Origin of the sequence: Ferroplasma acidarmanus Fer1 (assembly GCF_000152265.2) — an archaeon.
Taxonomy (GTDB): Archaea; Thermoplasmatota; Thermoplasmata; order Thermoplasmatales; family Thermoplasmataceae; genus Ferroplasma; species Ferroplasma acidiphilum.
Window position 1 is genome coordinate 681,048 of the sequence record NC_021592.1, and the last position, 20,539, is coordinate 701,586.

The window sequence follows — 20,539 nt, forward strand, 5'->3', positions numbered from 1 at the left end:
TATCAACGCAATCCAAATCTATGTTAAGTTATGATAGAATAGTCAGAGCAGGAAATGAGATAAAGGGGAAGATACATAGAACGCCATTATTCCATTCAACAACATTCAGCAATATGTTTTCATGTGACGTTTACTTTAAAATGGAGAATTTTCAGAAGACGGGGTCTTTCAAATCCAGAGGAGCTATGGTAAAATTTTCAACGTTGACCGCTGAACAGAAAAAAAATGGAGTAATAACCGCCAGTGCAGGAAATCACGCACAGGGAGTGGCTTTTGCGGCTTCCTATTATGGCGTTGATGCAAAAATTGTCATGCCTGAAACAACACCGCCTGCCAAGGTAAACGCTGTCCAATCCTATGGCGGCACAGTTATACTAAAGGGCAATAGCTACGACGAAGCACATGAATATGCGGTACAGGTTTCAGTGGACGAGAAAAGGGAATTTATTGAAGCTTATAACGATGAGGATGTTATTGCCGGGCAGGGGACAATAGGCCTTGAAATTTTAGAAGATGTGAAACCGGACATTGTAATAGTGCCAATAGGTGGTGGAGGGCTTATTTCAGGGATATCATTTGCAATTAAATCAAAAAACAAGGATATAAAAATAATAGGGGTAGAGTCCGAAAAGGCAAATGCCATGGAATTATCTATAAAGGAAGGCAAAATAGTTCCATACACCAGCAACGATACAATTGCTGATGGAATCGCCGTAAAATATCCGGGAAATATAACATTTGAACTGGTAAAGAAATATGTGGATGGAGTTGTTACAGTATCGGATGAGAATATTGCATATGCACTATTCAAGCTGCTTGAAAGGGAAAAAGTGCTTGTGGAGCCTTCCGGCGCAGCTGGCCTTGCAGCATTATTTGAAAATAAAATTGATGTTAAGGGCAAGAAAGTTGTTATTGTACTTTCAGGAGGGAACGTAAACTTCCTACTGCTGTCAAACATAATATACAGGGCGCTTGAAATGGAAAACAAGTTGCTTCGCCTTGAATTCAATCTGCCTGACCACCCGGGTATAATGGAAAAAATAGTAAATGCCATATCATCTTCCGGAGCCAATATATACCATGCTGAGGTGGATAATTTAAACAAGGATACGCCTATAGGATACCAGTATCTCCTATTCACAATAAACATCCTTGACAAATCGAGAATAGATGAATTGCTCGGGAGCCTCGATAAACTTGGCTATAAATACCGGATAATAGGATAGGCAATTAATCCCTTATTATTTCAAAAGAATCAAAATTAGCATCATCGGCTGGCATGGATTCAACAGATGATAATTCTGCTAAGGGGATTTTTCTGCAATAGCCATCCATAATTGATATCATTTCCTCATCCCCTGAAAACACAGCAGAAACAGAGCCATCCTGATTATTTTTAACCCAGCCCTTTATGCCCAGCTCTACTGCCTTTTTCTTCACATGTGCCCTGAAGCCAATTCCCTGTACAGTGCCATGAAATACAAATTTAACTGTTGACATAATGGATCATCATACTTTTCAATAAATTTTTTTCTCATAGCTTATTTTCAATGTATTCCCCTACAATTTTACGGAGTGTCTTTCTTAATATTTCCGACAGTGCTGCGGTTGAAATGTCTAACTGTTCCGCTATTTCAGTCAGGCTCAGCTTCCGTTCCGGGTCAAAGTATCCTTCGTCGTATAGCCTGACTATGATCTCTGCTTCCCTGTGTGTTATGCCGAAATTTTCTTTAAAATTTATATTGCCAATAGAATAAACAATGCCATTCATTTCCAGCATATGCTTTAATTCCAGTAATTTGCCATAGTTCTGGAATAGTAGCCGGTAACTAATCGCGGATGAATTGATAGCTTTGCTTCCAAGTATTATGGAATCCAGTGAGCCTATTATGGAGCATGCACTGCAACATGATGATTTTGCCCATATTGTTTTATTCCCCGTTTTCAATGTGCTGCTGGTGAGTTTTTTTATTCCTTCCAGGGCTTTTTCAGCATCCTCTGCTGATTCAAATGTTATCCTGTGTGTTGTGCTCTTTCCATCTATCTTTAATCTTTCTATACCTGCACCTTTGAAATTCTCAAATATATAATTTGTAACATCACAATCTGATCGCTCAAGCGTAAATTCTGCTTCTACCTCCCTGTTAATTTTAGCCAACATTATCTTATTGCAAATATGCATAAATATCTTTCATAGGTGTATAATAAGGATATACCTGATATATAAGGTAGTTCAATTAAATACTTTCAATTAATATAATTTTGATTAAGATGGGAATTTCATATCCAGTTTGGGATAGTGCAATGTTCGCGTATACAATTTCTGCGCATATCATTATAGTTGCCATCACACTGGCAATGGCGCTGATGATAACCATTACCGAATATATAGCACTTAAACATAAAAATAAGTATTATGAGGCTCTGACCCATAAATTGAGTATAGCATTGGTAATAAATTTCGCTATTGGAACCGCTTCTGGAGTGTTTATGGCTGTGGAACTTATGCTATTCTGGCCAGTCTTCATGAAGCTGGTTGGTGCTGTAGCAATGCTGAGTTTCTATGCAGAGGTTTTTGCATTTCTTGTTGAGTCCGTTACCCTTATGGTATATGTTTACTTCTGGGATAATTTCAAAAACAGGTGGAACCACTGGCTGGTAAGCTGGGGAATTTTGATTGGAACAGGAGCATCTGCATGGCTTATCACCAATGTAAATGCATGGATGAATACCCCAACCGGGTCGTTTAACATTGCAAAATACATGAGCAGCGGAGAAACTATTATAACAGGAGTTAACCCCTTAAAAGTTTTTTATGAGCCGTCAACAGGGGCAGAACTATTCCACATGTTTATGGCAATGTATTTTGCGGGTTCTATGGCGCTTCTTGCATACTTCGCATATAAGTACCTGAAATCAAAGAATGAAAATGAAAAAATAATAGACAAATTAGCCATGAAGATACTTTCAGCAATAGGAATTGTTGATATAATACTCATAGGAATAAGCGGTTCAATAGAATTATCTACTCTACTCACAGTGGAGCCATTAAAATATGCAATGCTGGAGTTGAATTTACACCCTGTTATGGCAGGCGCTCCAGAACATTTATTCGGTTTTATATCAAATGGAAAAGCTGTTGACTTCATTCCACTTGCAGGCATACAATCGCTTTTAGCATATCCATTGACCAAGGGAAATGCCGGATACATACCGGGATTATCATCTTACCCAACATACACATGGGCACCATCGGTTATACATAGCACCCTGGACCTTATGGTTGGATTCGGCTTATTGATGGGATTATTCTGGTTTATAGTCCTTGTGCTAAGAATAATGAAGAAGGATATATTCAAAATGAAATCCATACTCTATGGATTTATTGCCTTAGGATTTCTTGGTATTTTCACCATGGAAGATGGGTGGTATACAGCAGAAGTTGGAAGGGTGCCGTATATTATACTGATGCCGTATAATTCTGCAGGACAACCGATAGTAGCAGGCCACTATGGGGTAATGACAATAGCCCAGGCAGCTTCAACTTCCACTATAGTATGGTATTTAGGGATAGTTATAATATTATTCTACCTGATAATAATACCATTCACATTCTACTTCAACGCAAAGGTACTGAACCTTTCAAATGTGGAGGAAGAGTTGAGGAAGGCAGAGAGGGATTTAAATCTCCCTGAAACTGGAAAGGACGTAAATAGCCTAAATGCGGGGGCGAGATAAATGTCATTTTCATATCTGGAAGCTAACGGCGTGTTCTTAAAGATAGTCATTGCAGCAATGGTTACATTCCTGTTTTCTGAATTCATAGCAATATATCCCATATTCAGCAATTATGAAAAGCATAAAACAGTAGTGCTGAAACACATAGTTCCAATATGGGAAATCACAGGAACTATGATAGTATTTTTTGTTGTGGAACTTGAGCTTATATATTCCGGGCTGGTACCGATATCCTCATACCTCTTTATACCTGTAATAGGGCTGTTCGTTGCTTTGCTCATATTAAGGAATGTGGCAATAATATATTCGGAGTTCATATGGAAGAAAGTTGACAGCAAACCCCTGATGATGTTTTATTCAGCTGCAACATTTCTAATGGTTATAGGATTTGTAACTGCAATTGCGGCATTGATGGTAGGAAACAGTGTATCAACGGCAATTCCATCATTGCCTCCATTACTGCATCTGGATCTTACTAACCTGTCAAAATCCTATGTTGACTATATTGCATTGCTTACAGCTCCGGTATACTCTGCAGTTTACTGGGAATTCCTGTTCGGCACATTATTTATAGCATTCGGGATGTCACAGGTATTCTACAGAATAGCTAAAAGGACAAGTTACATACCGCTGTTTACAATAATACTTGGATTATTCCTGAATGTAAATGCATGGAACGTGGTTGCTACGCTAGCAGGTGCAAAATTCATGGGAGATTATATGATTCTGCCCGTTATAATAACTATAGCTATACCATTGCTATATATGTATAAGCCAACAACGAATTTAGCTTCATACAAACCGTTCTGGTTTATTGTTATGACAATTGCAGTATTATTCCTTGAATTGCCAATAACCAGGATAGCCGGTGGGGCATACTCTATTAACACTTTTGCTTCTCCAAACTCAATGCTGGTTGCCAATTTCTGGCTTAGCATGATAGGTGGTATATTATTCCTGCTGCTGATGATAATGTATGCATATGTGTACAACAGCGGCAGAATGTCTATAAATCCTGACAAGATTGAAAAAACAAACAAAAGCAATGCAGAGGCCACTGAACAGGCAGGAAAGAATGAAGCACAGAAAAATTAATTTTTTAAATTTTTATTAATATTTGCTTATTAAGGTTACAACATCTTCATCATTTACTTTATAGTCAAGGCCAACCCTTGCTTCTATCTTTCTGGTAGGCCCGGTTATTATTGCATAACGGAAGGTAGAAATCATTTCCCTGCTTATCTTTCTGCTTACATCCCGTATGGTGGCACCCTCGCTTAATATCAGAGGCCGTTCATAGTCCACTTCCCCGGATTTATTTCTCATATAAACCCTGACCATGTCAAGTGTTTTATAAATCATATTCTTCATGCTTTCCAGATTATGCCCGGTCTCTGCGGATACTTCAATATAATTGCCAAAGTCTTTCAGCTTTCGCTTCAATTGTTCCTCATCGTGTGGCATATCTATTTTATTAACAACCATGAAAGATTTTATGTAAACTATGTTTCCCTTAAAAAAATCTATTAGATCGTCCATATCAATGTTTTCCCTTATGTATATATCGCCATTGACTATCTTGAACTCTTTTGCTATGTCCCTTATATCTCCGTTGTCAATATCCACATTTCTGGGCTTATGTATCCTTAATCCGCCATAATTGGTACGCTTAAATGCTATGTTTTTCTTTTTCCTGTTCAGTACAATCCCTGCTTTGTAAAGTTCAGCAATTATCCTGTCAAGTCCTTTTAACTGGATATCAGTTACAAGCACTATAAGATCCACATTCCTGATGGTGCTGATGATTTCCCTTCCCCTGCCTGCACCCAGTGCAGCATTGTCTATGATTCCTGGAAGGTCAAGTATCTGTATCTGGGCACCATTATAATTTAGTGTTCCTGGAATAACTGTGAGTGTTGTGAATTCAAAATTCCCTACAGTGCTTTTCTTATTTGTAAGGGCATTCAGAAGAGAACTTTTTCCTACATTTGGATATCCAACCAGTGCCATCGTGGCATCCCCGCTTTTAGAAACGGAGAAACCATATCCACCTGATTTTTTATGTGATTCTTCTTCCAGTTCAAGTTTTGACATTCTTGCTTTGAGCAACCCTATATGTTTTTCTGTAGCTTTATTCTTCTGGGTTTTCTTAATTTCGTCTTCTATTTCCTTTATCCTTTCCTGTATTGTCATTTTCTCACTTTTAACTCATAAAGCAATATGGCCTCAAAATCAAAACTCATAGATTTAAGTTTTATGAATTCATACTTCCGGTTTTTCTCAATAAATGATTCTATATCTGTTAAATCGGACAGAATCAGAAAAATATTGCCTCCTGGATTCAGATATTCATGGGCTGTTGCGAGAAATTTGCCGGTTACGGCAAAGCCATCCTTTCCACCCGCCCACTGGGGGCTCTCGCCTTCAACAGGCAGGTATGGCGGATTAAATATTATTGTATCGTATTTTCCATGTATATTTTCAAAGAGGTCTGATCTAACAATTTCCATGTCCACATTATTGATAAATGCGTTATGCTTTATGAGATTTATTGCCTCCGGTGAAATATCTGCAGCTGTAACACTATGGCCTTGTCTGGCCAGTGTGATGGCTATTAAGCCGGAACCGGAACCCATTTCCAGAACACTTTTCCCGCATTCGGCATTATCCAGGATAAGGTAAGTATCATCTGAGGGTTTATAGACATCATCGGAATAATCTATATTAATCATGATTCTCAATAATACTATAAAGATATTTTATGTTTATTGAATTTTTAGAAGTTTGCTGCCTATGATGAGATAACCCTCGACGTTCCTGCAGTTTTTATTATTTCATAGGATGCATCTGCAACGGATATCAATTCGCTGTGGTGCGTGATCATTATCATCTGTGGCACTATGTTTTCGCCTTTCAATGAATATAATATAATATCTTTCAAATTGTTCCTCCTGTCCTCATCCAGAAAATTTGTTGGCTCATCCATAATTATGATGCTTATTATTTCCAGGACGTATTCTGTTACGGACAATCGTATTGCTATTGCCAGTGCTGTTTTTTCTCCCCCGCTGAGTGATTCAAGGGTCTGTTCCATAGAGTTCTGGGTGACTTTAATGTCAAAATTTTCATCTATGGAAATGTCATCAAAATCCAGGTTGAATGATTGTAGATACTTTCTTGTGAGGTTGGTCATGGAAGCGGATGCGTCTTTTCTGATTATGGACTGTATGCCATTGTAATCAAAGGCTTCCCTTATTTTCCCCAGTGTTGATATAGCTTCCCTGGTCTTTTTATATTTTTCTGCATCCTGTTCAAGATTTTTAGCATTTTCCTCTGTTTCCTCTATCCGTTCTGTATATGAGTCCACCAGTGTCTTCATTTTTATGTTTTCCTGGTATGCAGACTTATACCGGGATTCTATATTACCGGCCTGTTCATCTATGCCATCATACTGATGCATTGCCGATTGTTTATTTTCCATTTCAATACGCAATCCTTCAATAGATTTCTTCCTATTCTCGATTTCATCCTTAATCGATTCCAGTTTTGATTTCATTTCCCTGGACCGTTCTACTTCAGTTTTAAGGCGATTGATTTCAGAAGAGATTTTGCCTGTATTCTGATATTCATTATATTCCGGCACAAAGCCAATTTGAGATAGCAGTTCATTTATCCTGTTTTTAAATGTGGTAAATGATTCTCCTGCTGCTTCAATTTCTTTTTTGATTGCCCCGGGGTCCATACCGGAGATTATGCTGCTGTATCTGATATATTCATTTTCATATTGCTGCAGTTCTTTTATGGCTTTTTCCAGATTCTCGTTTTCCGCCGAAAGTACATTGAATAATTCATGCCCTTTAGATGCGTTTTCAATGGTATTTTCCAGCTCTTTCTTCTCAGTTTCTAAAGATTTGATTTCGTTAATGTAGGATGCTGCAGTTTCAATTTCCTGGCTTCCAAAAATTTTATACCTGTCCTTAAGCTTCTCCTGATCAGATTCAACTGAGTTTTTCTCCAGTTTCAATTTTTCTATGTCACCAATAATTTGTCCTGCTTTTTCGTCATATTCTTTAGATATTGATTCCATATGATCCGGAGTCAGGTTTGTGCCACACAGGGGGCATGTGCTTTTGCCTTTCAGTGTTTCCATATTCTCCCTGACCTCAGTAAGGGTTTTGCTGTATGATGCCACGTTTGATTTTATTTCCGAGATTCTGGATGTTTTTTCTGAAATTTCCCTGTTGATTTTTTCCCTGATTGGCCTGAAATTTTGTATATCTTCCAGGCTCAAGCCGGAGGATTTTAAATAATTGTCAACATAATTTTTCATTTTATTCAATCTATCTACCATTGATTGAATGTTGCTGGATGCACTCAGGTATTCCTCGTGCATTTTCCTGCTTTCCTTTATTTTTTCACTGTTCAGTGTATATTTATCGTGCATATCCGAATACTTTTTATGGTATTCCGAAAGCTTTTCAAGTTTTCCGGCGTAATCAGAATATTCTGATAGTCTTTTATTAGCTTTTTCCATGTCCTTTGCTGCACTGTCCATTCCCGATTTCTCCAGAAAATACCGGTTAATAAAATCCATTTTTTTATAATATGGATTCTCCTGAAGTTCTGTTACCCTTTTCTCGATTGAAGTGATTTCAGAAATTTTTGCAGATAATTCCACTGATTGGCCCTCCCTCTCTTTTATCTCATCCAGATATTTTGAAATATTGGCTTTTATATTTTCTATAACAGTTATATACCGATCTCTTTCTTTCTGTTTTGCCTTTAATTCTTCCAGTTCCCCGTAATATTTTTCGGATTCAATTTTAGCCCGGGACATGGATTCAAATGCTGTTTTTTTCTCTTCCTTAAACTTTTCAATATCTTTTTTTGCCTGATCAAGCCTCTCACTGGAGTTTTGAAGCAGGATCATTTCTTCCCTGAATGCACCAATGATTTCCCTGAGCCGGTCAGCGCTCCTTGAAAGTGATGTGAGCCCTATTATATCGGAAAAAATTGTTTTCCGTTCCTTCGGGGTGCCGGAGATTAATGAATCCATCTGCCCCTGCTCTACAAATACTGAATTTTTGAATACTTCCCTTGAAACATTCAAAATTTTTGTTATCTCAACGTTTACACCTTCATATGTTTCAGCTACTATTACACCGTTCTTTTTAACAGATGCAAGCCTTTCTGCATTTTTTGCCTTCTTAAGGCCGAAGTGCCGGTATACTTCGTAATGTTCACCATTTACATTGAAATTCAATGTAATTTCGAAATAATTCTTTCCCTTTTTTATCAATTCATTGTTTTTTTCATTATTCCTTGACTCAGCAAATAATGCGAATTTTATTGCGTCAAGTATGCTGGTTTTTCCGGCACCGTTCTTTCCTGTGATTATATTAATGCCCTGTTCAAAGGTTATTTCAGTATTCTCGTGTGATAGAAAATTTATAATTTTTATGGATTCTATAATCATTATTCCACCTGCATTATCTCCCTTATTAACCTGTAGGATGTTTCATTGTCCTCATTCTTTATTGAGTTAAATATATTTTCAGCCAGTGATGCCATCTGGTCATCTTTGAAATAGGCTTTGAAGTAATCCTGCAGTTTTGACATATTGGGTTTTTCCTCAATGCTTTTAACCTCTTTTTCAAACACAGGCCCTCTTATTATGACGTTTTTAAGTAGCAGCAGGTTTGCTTTTACATCATCCCGGTCTGCGTCCCCGTGGATAGTTAATGATATAAGCGGCTCTTTGCCGTTTATTCCCGGAGTTTTCAGTATTTTTTGCATATCGTCCATATAGCTGGCATAATTGGTGTTTACAGCATTCAGGTATCTTGTAGATTTCAGTTTTACCCTCTGTGCATCTATTTTTCCATTTTCTATGTCTACAAGGTTTACTGATTTCCCGTTCCTTAAAAAATTTTTAATTTCATTTGTGCTGTTCAGGTCAGTAGACCCTGCATATGAAAATACCGGATATTTATCTGTTATTAAATAAGAATCATGTACATGGCCAAATGCAAGGTATTTATAATTAACAGGAAGGTCTTTAGAATCTACCTCACAGGCTTCCGGTATAAGATACGGTGAAACGCCCTGGTGCGACATCATTATGGAGTTTTTATATGATTTTGCTTCAATATCGGCCTTTCTATACTGATCCACGAGGCTGTTTTTCCTTAGCCCTTTCATGTTGGATATTCCGGAAAGCAGTATGTCTTCACCACCATAATTGATTACAATGCTCTGCAATTCCTCAGTTCCAAGGAGCTTTACTCCCAGAAAATCGAATATCCTGGAAGCTACCTCATCCGTTCTTTTAGGGCGGTCATGGTCCCCCATTATCAGGTACATTGTTTTATTTTTTTTATAAAGTTTTATCATTGCTTTCTTAAATTCATTCATTGCCCTGTTTGAAGGAGACCATGTATCGAATAAATCTCCGGTATGGACAAAAAAATCTACATTTTCCTCAAGTCCGAAATCTATTGCTTCGTTGAATGATTCATAAAAATCCTCTTCCCGCAAATCCATCATGTACTGGCGATATCCCAGATGTGTATCTGATAAATGGAGGAATCGTGCCATTAAAATTCACCCAGGAGGTCCTTTGTTTTTTTCCGTATTTCTGAGGGGTCATTCTTCTTCCTTACCTCTTCCCGGGCTTCCCTGAGCAGTGCTATTACATCGATATCTGACCCTCCTGCCATGGTTTCCCTGTTCCTGATTTTGACAACAGCCGGCATTTTGACAATCTCCCCGACTATTATGGCTTCCCCGGTGTCAAGGGATGGTAGGTCTTCCATCAGATAGCCCGTGATATTCTCACTGCTTTCCAGTATGGCATTCTGGTCCGAGGGGTTGGTAACACGTAGTATTATCTGTGAATTGCACTGGCTCAGCACATCTGCATCTATTTTTCCCGGGCGCTGGGTAATGACTACAAGAAATATTCCGAATTTTCTGCCTTCCCCTGCAATCTTCTTTATCATTTTTGCTATGTTGCTATTGCTTCTTGGTGGAACAAAATTATGCGCCTCTTCAATGAAAACGAATACAGGATATTTGAATTCAGATGATAATTTAACATCGTAAATGGAAGAGAGCACCCTGTAAGAGAAGTAATTGGCCAGGAACTGGTCCATGCCGGATAAATCCATTACAGACATTTTTCCAGGGCCAAGGTAATCATTTATCCCGGTTGTATAATCCTGGAATATATCCTTAATTTTTTTCAGGAATGTTAGCCTTCCCTTGATTTTCTTATAGTCTTCCGCCGGGAGTGATTCAGCGGTTTCAAGGAAATCGTTCAGGTCCTTCTTTCCCTTCATTTTCTTGTATATGTCATCCACTATGGAAATAAGGTTTGTATAGCCCTCTTTTATATCCATTATTCCCTTTACATCGTCAGGTGTAAGGTCGCTGAACCTTATCGTGAAATTATTGATTATGCCCACATCGTTGTTTGTATACCGGCCTGTGCTCAGTGGCGTCCTGAATACACTGATGCCCTCAGAGTAAAATTTCCCATCTACACCTTTTTTCATGAATACATAATCTGCATGTGGGTCAAGAACTATTATAGATGCACCTTTTTTAAGCAACTCTTCCATTATTACAGACGCTGTATGGCTTTTCCCGGCTCCGGTTTGTGCCAGTATGGCAAGATGCCTGCGCAATCCATTCACGTTAAGTGAAACATTCACATTGTTGTCCGGCAAGGATCCTATATTCAATGATTCTTCCGTGTTAAAGGAAAATACTTTCTGAAGTATTTCATCACTTGCCGGATATACGGGCATACCGGGCTTTATTATTTCCCTTGATTGGGCGAGATAACCATCCTTCAGTTTTCCAAGTATTGTGGATATGCATATATTGACAAAGTCATTCATCCCGGTCTTTGCATATTTATCAATGCTCTGGTAGTCCATGCCATCATTCATTAATTCACTTTTAGATTTTATTTCCTCAATCCTTCCTATTACTATCTCATTTTTAATTTTCAGGTAAACATATTCCCATTTTTTTATATTGCTATCATCCGATATGACAAATTGGAACCTTCCTGAAGTATTTTCACCTATTATGTAACCTATCTTAAGCTCTGATTCTTGCACGCCTTTCACCCCTTGTTTCGTAAAATGGTATTTCCAGTTTTCTTTCCAGTGCCCTCATATATATCTTCTCCATTTCCACGGACCTGAATTTGACCTTTTTATCCACATCAACCAGCCAGAGGTTGTAAACCTTGTATCCGGTATAACCGTAAAATAATGTATTTATTATCTTCTCGTCCAGGTTGTATGGCTTCCGATCCAGATCCTCTTTGATAAAGCTCTTTGACAGCACCTGCACCTTCATTGGCAAATCTACAGGGTCTGGAAGGATATCAAAGGAGACGTAATTTATATCTGTACCTTCTAGATTCTTCCTGTACATCACGGGAGTTGTATATCCACTTTCCTCTGCAAATGATTTTATCAGGTAATGGTCATTTCTGTAAATTCCAGATTCCTTTTCTTTTATTTTCATAGTTTCTGGATCGTTGCGTGCAGTTTCCAGAAGGTACTTTTTAAAGCATTCAGTATAGCTGCTCTTTGCCATAAATATGAGTGTTGTGCCTTTCTCGTAGGATTTTCTTATAAGTTCCTTCAATGTTTTCATGTATTCATACATAAAATTCTCATATTTTTCTATTGGAAGCGTTTCTATCCTGTGCGACAATCTCCCCTTTAAAGATCCATCAACAAAGAGATATTCGGGGGAATGTTCATCAAGAAACTTTAACATTGACTTATGTTCTGAATGCTCCATAAGAAGTATGGTAAAATTTCTCTGATCCACAGGGTCAACGGCAACGAGGTCAGCATGAAAATCCGATGTTACCTCATTGTTGTAAAGGGTAAATGCCCTGACAATCACAATATTTTTTCCATTGTAAAGCATCCTGAGAAATTCAGAACTGTCTGTTGCAGCAGCATCTATTTTTCCAGGGTCCGAAGGCTTAAATTTAATATAATTGGAATTAAAAAGGTCACGGTAAAATTTGTATATGCTTGACGTTTTGTCCAGTTTCAAATCCTTTTTCATTGAATCACTGTTCCTGTCAAGATAATTCATAAAATCTGAAAATGTATCCATATAAATAACAATATATTTCATTCAAAAATAAATCTTTCCATATGTGTGCCTGTTTGCCAGAACTGCAAAGTCCATAGGACAGGCAAATATTTATCCTGAAATCTATTGTAAAAAATTATATAGGCGTAAAGTTTTAAAACCATATCTACATTATTGCTAGCTTATATGGATAAATAAGATGTTGATGGAGGTGCTGTTGTGTTTCAAAGTGTAAGGGTTGAAAATGAAAATATGGATAAGGTTATTGATCTGTTCCCCCAAAATTTGGACAGTTTTTTAGTGTAATATTGAGACACTTTCATTCCTCCTGCTTATATTAATTTTCCTGCTTTTCAATCTTCTCTCCTCCCTTTTCATTCTATCTTCCAGAAACTTATTCCTGAATTCTTCACTGATGTTCCATTGTTTTTCAAATTCTACAGGTGTTAAATAGCCTATAGAAGAATGTGGCCTGTAATTGTTGTAATCATTGAAGGCGTATTCCATTAATTCCTTAGCGTCTTCATAGCTTTCAAGGTCATTCTGCCATATATAATCAGTTTTCAATGAATTATGGAATGACTCTATATCCCCATTATCCTCAGGTGTTTGCTTTTTAATGTATTCATGTTTAATATTCAGTAACCTTACAGTATCTTTAAAGCTTTTAGCTATATACTGTGTTCCATTGTCTGTCCTCAGTACAAGATTACTAAGATTAGAATTACTGTACCTTATTGCATATGCCTCTTCTATTGGCTTTACACAATCTTTGGCTGTGCATGTCCTTGAGAAATTGTATGAGATCCATCTTTTGGAAAAGCAATCCTTTACAGCCATTAAATAGTACATCCCATTATGTGTGCTGACATAGTGTATGTCTGTTTCCCATAGCTGGTTTATGTCTGAGGGCTTTGTTAAATTCCTTTTGTTTGTCCTGTTCTTATGCTTTGCATATGGTAATTGTAAATTCCTTGATTTTATTATTCTCCTTACCGTTTTTATGTTTATTTTAACCCCTTCATTCCTTAATACAGCCCATATTCTCCTGTGCCCGTATGTAACCCTTTTTCCTGATATCTCCAGTACCCTATTTATTGTATTTTCAGGTATCCTTGATTTCTTATGCTTTACTGTAATTTTCCTGTTATAGTAGATGTATGATCTCTGTATTCCGGTTATTTTAGAGAACCTTGATACTGATAGTTTATTTCTAAGGTTATTTACTGCTTCCATTATCTCTTCCCTCTGTAATTTTTTTTTAATTCATCTATAACCAGAGCCTGGTCACCTACCAGTCTTTTTAATTTTTCATTCTCTTTCTGGTATTCATTTTCTCCAGATCTACCTGATTCATAGAATCCCTTTTTTCCTGATTCTATAAATTTATCCCTCCATTTATAGAAGCTGGCTACAGATACTCCATGCCTCCTGCATAGCTCTGCTATATTATTTGATGTAAATGATTCCATTACTATTGCTACCTTTTCATCTGGTGTAAATTTCTCCATTATATCACCTCATTATATTCCAATTTATATAAGGTTAATGCATCACTGCCATTTTTTATCCCATTTCCATATTTGATAGGAACATTCGGGGCATTTGTTTCACTCAGGGACCCTGTCCCCACAAGAAAGGCAATGGCAGAAATAGGTGCAGCGGGCCCTATAGCTGGTTTCCTGGCGGCTGTCCCCCTCCTATTTCTTGCCCAGTATCTGGAGGGCATTTTCAAGCCAATAGGCAATTACATACCGTTCATTTTAAATTACCCTGAAATTTACCATATATTTGGAATAGTTGAACCTTCCAATGTCCCCATATTCCCCATGGTTTTTGCTGTGTGGGTAGGCATGTTTGCAACCGCAATGAACCTTATACCGGCGGGGCAGCTGGATGGAGGGCATATTGCCAGGGGCATACTTGGCCCGAGGTCATATATATTAGGATATATCTTCATAGGGTTCCTGTTTTATCTAACGATAACATATCATTATATAGGCTGGCTTTTCCTTGCCCTATTCGTTATCTTTATGGGGATGGCCCATCCGCCAGCCCTGAATGATTACGAGAAAATATCCAGAGTTGATATCGGGATAGCAGTCTTCTGCCTGGTAATGTTTGCGCTTACCTTTACTGCGCTGCCGATAAAACCCTAAAAAATTAATAACTAAAAACAGATACAGACTAAGGGGCTTGTGGTCCAGTGGTTATGACGCTTCCCTCACACGGAAGAAATCGCCGGTTCAAATCCGGCCAGGCCCATTAATAGTTAGTATGATTATATAATAAAAAAGTGGATGGTTTTATGGCTAGCTTAAATAAAACCATTATTAAGATATATGAATAGTAATAAATTAAAATCATTATATCAATATCTAAAGTTTCAATAACTCTGTGAAATGGTTATTTTATAATCTTGAATTCTAAAAATCTAATAATTTATTTATATTATTTATAAATTTCAAATAAAATTTACAGGAAAGAAAACGCATAAATATGGTTAAAATACATATCCTTGTACATAAATTTATATACGCAGCAAATGTATTGCCTATATGATAACTGTAAATAGGAAAAGTTTATTGATTGTAGCCACGGTAATAACGGCAGCTCTTATGATAAGCATGCCATTATCTGCAGCAGCAAGCCCGGGAAACACACATGCATATTTAGACAGTGGATCATCAATGAATTACATTTGCAGTACATCAGGATACACTTATTCCCAGGATTACTCACACTCAAACGGCATAGGAAAAACCACCATAAGCAATACTACTGTGAGTCCTGCCACATATTATTATAATGTATCTGTAAGCAGTTCAAACAACACAGTAGCAAATATAACTGTTCCAACAAGCAGTGGAATATCGTCATATACCAATGTCCCCATAAGTGATGCAAAATATATGGTGCCCATATATGTCAGTAATTCTTCTAAAAGTTTGACAGTCTTAATTCCAATGAGTGGGGGAAATTTTAAAGGATTATATGGAAACTACAACTATACAGTTAACTATTCAAAAGCTATTCAATTTTCATACTACAAAACCGCATTTGGAACAGTAAAGGCCACGGAATATGTTATATCTGAGCATGAAATAACGAGCAACTCAACACCATCAACTGCAGCTTCATATTGTAATGTAACAGGCGCAATATATATCAGCTCCGCCACAAATGTCATATTAAGTTTAAATGCAAATGTTCACGAAAAATCCGTAAGAAGTGGAACAACACCCTCAAATGAAACGTATACTTCAACTGGCTATACGTACACTCTTGACCTTTCGAGTACAAACGTTGTACCGGTTCATACAGAACTCACCGGAGCTTATATTGGCATAGGGGTGGCTATAGTGCTTCTCGGAATAACTGTTTATTACTTCTATGGCAGGAAGCATTAAACGCCCGAACATCTACATAAAAGATTGAGGGAGAAATGCCAGGAAATAAAATTTTTTTCTTTTTTAATCCGGTATTATCTTTTGATTATTTTTAAACATAATCAGGATACCTGGAATTATCAATATTATAACGAGTATTATAAATAAAGTATTTGTAACGATTCCAAACATGATCATAACAAAAAATCCGGTAAATGAAAAGATGGAAATCCCAAGATAGATGTGTTTCATATTGACATTTTTCCTGTGTGAATAAAGATATATGCCTGTCAGAGAATCTATTCCGAATTCCATCATCAGAAATATTCCAGATATTGACAGCAACTGTGCAAAGAAGCTTTCTATTGATGGCACAAAAAGCATGACTGCATTTATTGATTCAGCCGCTATCATAATTATAATAAGGTTAGCATATGGGCTTTTCCTTGTTTTATTAATATATCCGAATTGCTTTGGAAGGAGATGCTCGCGGGACATAGCGTACCATGCCCTGCTGAGTATATAGGTTGTCAACCACAGCGAACTTGCAGTAGATGCTATAACTGCAATATCCATAACAAATGAATATTGTGGAATTATGTAATGGGACCAGGTGGCGAGAGGGTCCAGACTAGCTGATAGAAGGCTCATAGGTGTCTCAATATCCATTAATGTCATTGTAACAAGATAAATGGCAAATACTGCAATAAGCCCTATAATTCCTGTAGTTCCTGGCCATTTTTCCCTATTAAATGACTCCTCGGATGCATATGAATCAATTTCCCATCCATCCATGATTGTGGCTATTATGGGGAAAGCCAACATAAATTTATATGGATTCTTCAATAGAGCGCCAAAACCTATGAACCAGCCTGGCGAAACCGTATTTACAGTATGCCCCGGCAAAAAATATATTGCTATTATAATGAAAACGGCAATTATGGATAACTCCAGTACCAGAAAGATTTCTGTGAGCCTTGCAGTTGGCCTTGCACCCATTATAGATGCTACAAGTGTAATTAAAATCCATGCACTGCCGAGCAAGAATATGGTTACTGTACTGCTATATATGGAATAACTTATTATTCCAGTATTGTAAAGCAACACTGCTGTATATTCGCCTGCAGGTATTACTATTGGTGGAATTGAAAAAAAATATGCAAGGGTAATTATCCATGCCTGCAAAGAACCGTACCTCTTTGATACGATCTTATTTCCCCAGTGATATGATGCACCTGCGCTGGGGTATAATCTGTTAAATTTTCTAAACAATATAGCTGCGCCAAGCCATATGGGAAATGTGATGATAATTGCCATAATTGAATAAAACCCAAGGTACATTGCAATGACACCGTATGATGCTGCTATGCTGAATGCAGGTGCTACGCTTGATGTTGAAAGTGCTGAAAGGTCAATAAATTTATGTACATTAGATTTTAAGTCACCAGAACTCCTGTTTATTTTAAATATCATCTTTATCAATTAAGTATACTTTATTAAAGTAAAGTTTATTTGAATATTTAAATTTTCCTTCAGGCATATTTCTTAGGATATAGTTAACCGCAAAGAGATTATTATTGGTTCAAAAATATATAAGAAACGGGCGTTGCATTTTATGTTACAAAAATGAGGGGCGTGTTCTATGGGAAAATAGATAATTTAATGTTTTCCATGTTATAACATTAAAATTTTACTATACTGCCTACCGATGGCTCACCCCTAAACGGTTATTTTGAAATCTTATATTTTTACAATTTTTAAACAAGACCCCTGAATACGTCCTGAACTCTGGGCTTTTGAGCAGGCATTTAAGTTATTATACAGTATTTACCAAAATCTTTATATGCTTATATGTGTCACTATATATAGAATATGAAAAAGAGGTAAAATAGGTAGTGGGATATAACTACCTATAGGAGAGTGGCATTGTTTGGGATCCGGAACACGTAAAAAGCCAAATATCTGCTGCTATGGATAACTCTTATAGGGTGTATAATTTCGGGGTAGTGCATTTAAATGGTAAATTTATATGGTTTAATAACGGGATTTATATATTTAATAATATTTTATATAATTTCATGGGGGATGCTGGTTTATATTCTTTTTTTAGTATACAGGAAATACCTTCCAGAATCATCAACTAAAAAATCAATTTTATTTTCAACCGTAATTACACTTTCTATACTAATCTTATTATATTATCCATTATATGATATATATTTATTAACAACTAAAGATATGTTTCCATTGGGTATAACCGGTTTGATCATTGTTTATTTGAATATTTCTGTTATAATTGGATTTGCATCACTATCAATCATATATATTACACTGGACAATTATAAAGCAGCACTTAAAATTGGGGGCTTAACTTCTGTTGTGCTATTTTTATACATGAATCTAAGTGCATTTATATTCCTTGTGCCATGATTTCCTTTTTATAGTATGTTGCAGTTCAGATTCGGCTGTTAATTAGTACTGACCAGAAAATGGTATAATTAAAATTAGAGGAATAGCGGGAAAGGTTAATATTAAATTCACTGTTTAAAGGTGAAACAAACAAAGGAAAAACATTGATGAAAGGTTTCAGGGGTAATTTATCCATGAGTGTTTTTAAATTAAAAATTACCCTACTGGGGTATTATTACCCGAAAAATTTTAAAAGGAATGTAGAAGACGAACTGAGAAAAGGCATATCTATATTCTGTATTCATTATATCATAACATGTTTATATCAGAAAAAGTAGATATGAATTATTTAAGGAGAGATGATTTAAGATTTTCCTGGTTAAAGAATTAAAATTGTACTATAGTGCTCCGACCGGGATTTGAACCCGAGTCATCGGCTCGAAAGGCCGGAATGCTTGGCCTGACTACACCATCGGAGCATACAAATAAGCCTGGAATTAATGGCCTAAAAGTTGTATGCCATAATCGCATTATATTAATTAAATATTTGTTTTGTTATAGTCATTCTACGGTCTTCCCCAAGCGATATAATATCAATGGTTTTACCTGTTTTTTCCTCAATGAACTCAATATATTTTTTCATATTCTCGGGAAGTGCCTGGTATCCGTTTGCAATTATATCATCAGGGTTTTCTATGTCGCCCCAACCGGGCAACTCCACATAATCAACATGCAACTTCTCAAAATCATCCAGCCTTCTCGGAAAATAGTCAATTTCCTTGCCATCTATTGTATATTTTGTTGCTATCTCTATTGTTTTCATTTTCCCCAGTATGTCTACCTTTGTAATGGCTAAAGAGTCCACATCGTTCATCATTATGGTATACTTTAACAATGGGAGGTCAAGCCAGCCGACTCTCCTTGGCCTGCCTGTAGTTGTACCGTATTCACTGCCTAAATCCCTCAATGTGCTGTCCCCTATTATTTCCGAGGGGAATGGCCCTGAACCAACCTTGGATGTATAGGCCTTGAAAACTCCGATAACACGGTCAACCTTTCTGAAAGAGAATCCAGACCCGGTTGATAGTGCTCCTGCAAGTGTGTTTGAAGATGTGACAAATGGATATATTCCAAAATCTATATCCAGCATTCCTCCCTGGGCACCCTCAAAAAGTATATTTTTGCCAAGGCGGTAATCGTTGTTTATAACGTTCTCCGTATAATCCATATATTGCATGATTGAATTGCCAAAGCCGCAAAGGTCCTTAACCATTTTAGCCCTTTCTTCCGGATTTTCGAATATGCTGCCCTTTAGCAGTTGTTTCTTCATATTGTATATTGTTTCAATCTTGTCTTTAATAATTTCTGGATTAGATAGGTCTATAAAGCGTATCCCGGTTCTTGCATACTTATCTTCGTATGTTGGGCCGATGCCCTGGGATGTTGTCCCTATATTTAATTTAGACCTGATTTCTTCCTCTTTCTTGTCAAGGCATTTGTGCATTTTGGTAACTATGTGTGCGCCTGCACTGATTTTTATCTCTATATCTTTCTTGGATTTTTTAAGCAGGTCCAGTTCTGATACGAGTTCTTCCGGATCTATAACCATTCCATTTCCAAGTATGACTTTATTGCTCTGCATTGCTCCGGATGGAACCAGATGGAATTTAAATTTTTCACCTTTTATGACAACTGTGTGCCCTGCATTGCTGCCGCCATTAAAACGTACAACTTCATCATAATCTCTGCTGACAAAATCAGTAATTTTACCCTTCCCCTCATCACCAAACTGCAAACCAAGAATAACTGAAATCACTTTAACCTATATGTTATATTAATTGAGTATAAAACTGTTATTTTAAATCAAGAAA

18 protein-coding genes and 2 tRNA genes are annotated in these 20,539 nt (G+C 37.0%); 7 read left to right on the plus strand and 13 right to left on the minus strand.

The window, feature by feature from the left end:
* Positions 1-20 precede the first annotated feature (20 nt).
* Positions 21-1,226, plus strand: coding sequence for a threonine ammonia-lyase (gene ilvA, locus FACI_RS03290; RefSeq protein ID WP_009886698.1), 1,206 nt, complete (start codon positions 21-23; stop codon positions 1,224-1,226).
* A gap of 4 nt (positions 1,227-1,230) precedes the next feature.
* On the opposite strand, the gene FACI_RS03295 is transcribed toward ilvA, so the two are convergent.
* On the minus strand, positions 1,231-1,500 hold the full coding sequence (locus FACI_RS03295) for an acylphosphatase (RefSeq protein ID WP_009886699.1): 270 nt from the start codon (positions 1,498-1,500) through the stop codon (positions 1,231-1,233).
* Positions 1,501-1,534: 34 nt separating this feature from the next.
* On the minus strand, positions 1,535-2,161 hold the full coding sequence (locus tag FACI_RS03300; protein ID WP_009886700.1) for a helix-turn-helix domain-containing protein: 627 nt from the start codon (positions 2,159-2,161) through the stop codon (positions 1,535-1,537).
* 143 nt (positions 2,162-2,304) lie between these two features.
* Between FACI_RS03300 and FACI_RS03305 the strand changes: the two genes are divergently transcribed.
* Together FACI_RS03305 and FACI_RS03310 are read left to right on the plus strand one after the other, a co-directional pair.
* On the plus strand, positions 2,305-3,738 hold the full coding sequence (locus FACI_RS03305; RefSeq protein WP_238553360.1) for a cytochrome ubiquinol oxidase subunit I: 1,434 nt from the start codon (positions 2,305-2,307) through the stop codon (positions 3,736-3,738).
* Positions 3,739-4,833, plus strand: coding sequence for a hypothetical protein (locus FACI_RS03310; protein ID WP_019841465.1), 1,095 nt, complete (start codon positions 3,739-3,741; stop codon positions 4,831-4,833).
* 15 nt (positions 4,834-4,848) lie between these two features.
* On the opposite strand, the gene FACI_RS03315 is transcribed toward FACI_RS03310, so the two are convergent.
* From FACI_RS03315 to FACI_RS03350, 8 genes are all read right to left on the minus strand, one after another.
* Positions 4,849-5,931, minus strand: a complete 1,083-nt coding sequence (locus tag FACI_RS03315) for an OBG GTPase family GTP-binding protein (protein WP_009886703.1) — start codon at positions 5,929-5,931, stop codon at positions 4,849-4,851.
* Entirely contained in the window at positions 5,928-6,470 is a 543-nt protein-coding gene (locus tag FACI_RS03320; protein ID WP_009886704.1) for a HemK2/MTQ2 family protein methyltransferase, read from the minus strand. Before FACI_RS03320 ends, FACI_RS03315 begins: the two co-directional genes overlap by 4 nt.
* 59 nt (positions 6,471-6,529) lie before the next feature.
* On the minus strand, positions 6,530-9,214 hold the full coding sequence (locus FACI_RS03325; RefSeq protein ID WP_009886705.1) for an AAA family ATPase: 2,685 nt from the start codon (positions 9,212-9,214) through the stop codon (positions 6,530-6,532).
* Positions 9,214-10,335, minus strand: coding sequence for a metallophosphoesterase family protein (locus tag FACI_RS03330; RefSeq protein WP_009886706.1), 1,122 nt, complete (start codon positions 10,333-10,335; stop codon positions 9,214-9,216). The genes FACI_RS03325 and FACI_RS03330 overlap by 1 nt, the downstream gene beginning before the upstream one ends.
* Positions 10,335-11,867 carry a helicase HerA domain-containing protein gene (locus tag FACI_RS03335; RefSeq protein WP_019841466.1) on the minus strand — a complete coding sequence of 511 codons (1,533 nt, stop codon included), beginning with the start codon at positions 11,865-11,867 and terminating at the stop codon, positions 10,335-10,337. Before FACI_RS03335 ends, FACI_RS03330 begins: the two co-directional genes overlap by 1 nt.
* Entirely contained in the window at positions 11,848-12,891 is a 1,044-nt protein-coding gene (locus FACI_RS03340) for a DNA double-strand break repair nuclease NurA (RefSeq protein ID WP_019841467.1), read from the minus strand. Before FACI_RS03340 ends, FACI_RS03335 begins: the two co-directional genes overlap by 20 nt.
* 276 nt (positions 12,892-13,167) lie before the next feature.
* Positions 13,168-14,106, minus strand: a complete 939-nt coding sequence (locus FACI_RS09750; protein ID WP_009886709.1) for an IS3 family transposase — start codon at positions 14,104-14,106, stop codon at positions 13,168-13,170.
* On the minus strand, positions 14,106-14,381 hold the full coding sequence (locus FACI_RS03350; protein ID WP_009886710.1) for a transposase: 276 nt from the start codon (positions 14,379-14,381) through the stop codon (positions 14,106-14,108). The genes FACI_RS09750 and FACI_RS03350 overlap by 1 nt, the downstream gene beginning before the upstream one ends.
* 57 nt (positions 14,382-14,438) lie before the next feature.
* Here FACI_RS03350 and FACI_RS03355 point away from each other — a divergent pair, with 57 nt between their 5' ends.
* From FACI_RS03355 to FACI_RS03365, 3 genes are all read left to right on the plus strand, one after another.
* Positions 14,439-15,029, plus strand: coding sequence for a site-2 protease family protein (locus FACI_RS03355; RefSeq protein ID WP_394325018.1), 591 nt, complete (start codon positions 14,439-14,441; stop codon positions 15,027-15,029).
* A 33-nt stretch (positions 15,030-15,062) separates the two neighbouring features.
* A tRNA-Val gene (locus FACI_RS03360) sits at positions 15,063-15,135 on the plus strand.
* A 293-nt stretch (positions 15,136-15,428) separates the two neighbouring features.
* A complete protein-coding gene (locus FACI_RS03365) occupies positions 15,429-16,280 on the plus strand; it encodes a hypothetical protein (protein WP_019841471.1) in 852 nt (283 codons plus the stop codon).
* Positions 16,281-16,343: 63 nt separating this feature from the next.
* Here FACI_RS03365 and FACI_RS03370 read toward each other — a convergent pair whose 3' ends face one another.
* A complete protein-coding gene (locus FACI_RS03370) occupies positions 16,344-17,732 on the minus strand; it encodes an APC family permease (RefSeq protein WP_009886713.1) in 1,389 nt (462 codons plus the stop codon).
* A 765-nt stretch (positions 17,733-18,497) separates the two neighbouring features.
* Here FACI_RS03370 and FACI_RS10230 point away from each other — a divergent pair.
* Entirely contained in the window at positions 18,498-18,689 is a 192-nt protein-coding gene (locus tag FACI_RS10230) for a hypothetical protein (RefSeq protein WP_187288963.1), read from the plus strand.
* 383 nt (positions 18,690-19,072) lie between these two features.
* Here the strand turns inward: FACI_RS10230 and FACI_RS03380 are convergent.
* Together FACI_RS03380 and FACI_RS03385 are read right to left on the minus strand one after the other, a co-directional pair.
* Positions 19,073-19,147 (minus strand) — tRNA-Glu (locus FACI_RS03380).
* Positions 19,148-19,203: 56 nt separating this feature from the next.
* The gene (locus FACI_RS03385; protein WP_009886716.1) at positions 19,204-20,484 is read right to left on the minus strand and encodes an adenylosuccinate synthase; all 1,281 of its coding nucleotides are present in this window, start codon (positions 20,482-20,484) and stop codon (positions 19,204-19,206) included.
* Between the last annotated feature and the right edge of the window lie 55 nt (positions 20,485-20,539).

Coding starts and splice junctions, on each gene's coding strand:
- ilvA (WP_009886698.1), top strand. CDS start 21: ATGTTAAGTTATGATAGAATAGTCAGAGCAGGAAATGAGATAAAGGGG.
- FACI_RS03295 (WP_009886699.1), bottom strand. CDS start 1,500: ATGTCAACAGTTAAATTTGTATTTCATGGCACTGTACAGGGAATTGGC.
- FACI_RS03305 (WP_238553360.1), top strand. CDS start 2,305: ATGTTCGCGTATACAATTTCTGCGCATATCATTATAGTTGCCATCACA.
- FACI_RS03350 (WP_009886710.1), bottom strand. CDS start 14,381: ATGGAGAAATTTACACCAGATGAAAAGGTAGCAATAGTAATGGAATCA.
- FACI_RS03300 (WP_009886700.1), bottom strand. CDS start 2,161: ATGTTGGCTAAAATTAACAGGGAGGTAGAAGCAGAATTTACGCTTGAG.
- FACI_RS03325 (WP_009886705.1), bottom strand. CDS start 9,214: ATGATTATAGAATCCATAAAAATTATAAATTTTCTATCACACGAGAAT.
- FACI_RS03310 (WP_019841465.1), top strand. CDS start 3,739: ATGTCATTTTCATATCTGGAAGCTAACGGCGTGTTCTTAAAGATAGTC.
- FACI_RS03340 (WP_019841467.1), bottom strand. CDS start 12,891: ATGGATACATTTTCAGATTTTATGAATTATCTTGACAGGAACAGTGAT.
- FACI_RS03370 (WP_009886713.1), bottom strand. CDS start 17,732: ATGATATTTAAAATAAACAGGAGTTCTGGTGACTTAAAATCTAATGTA.
- FACI_RS03365 (WP_019841471.1), top strand. CDS start 15,429: ATGATAACTGTAAATAGGAAAAGTTTATTGATTGTAGCCACGGTAATA.
- FACI_RS09750 (WP_009886709.1), bottom strand. CDS start 14,106: ATGGAAGCAGTAAATAACCTTAGAAATAAACTATCAGTATCAAGGTTC.
- FACI_RS03320 (WP_009886704.1), bottom strand. CDS start 6,470: ATGATTAATATAGATTATTCCGATGATGTCTATAAACCCTCAGATGAT.
- FACI_RS03315 (WP_009886703.1), bottom strand. CDS start 5,931: ATGACAATACAGGAAAGGATAAAGGAAATAGAAGACGAAATTAAGAAA.
- FACI_RS03330 (WP_009886706.1), bottom strand. CDS start 10,335: ATGGCACGATTCCTCCATTTATCAGATACACATCTGGGATATCGCCAG.
- FACI_RS10230 (WP_187288963.1), top strand. CDS start 18,498: ATGTTTCCATTGGGTATAACCGGTTTGATCATTGTTTATTTGAATATT.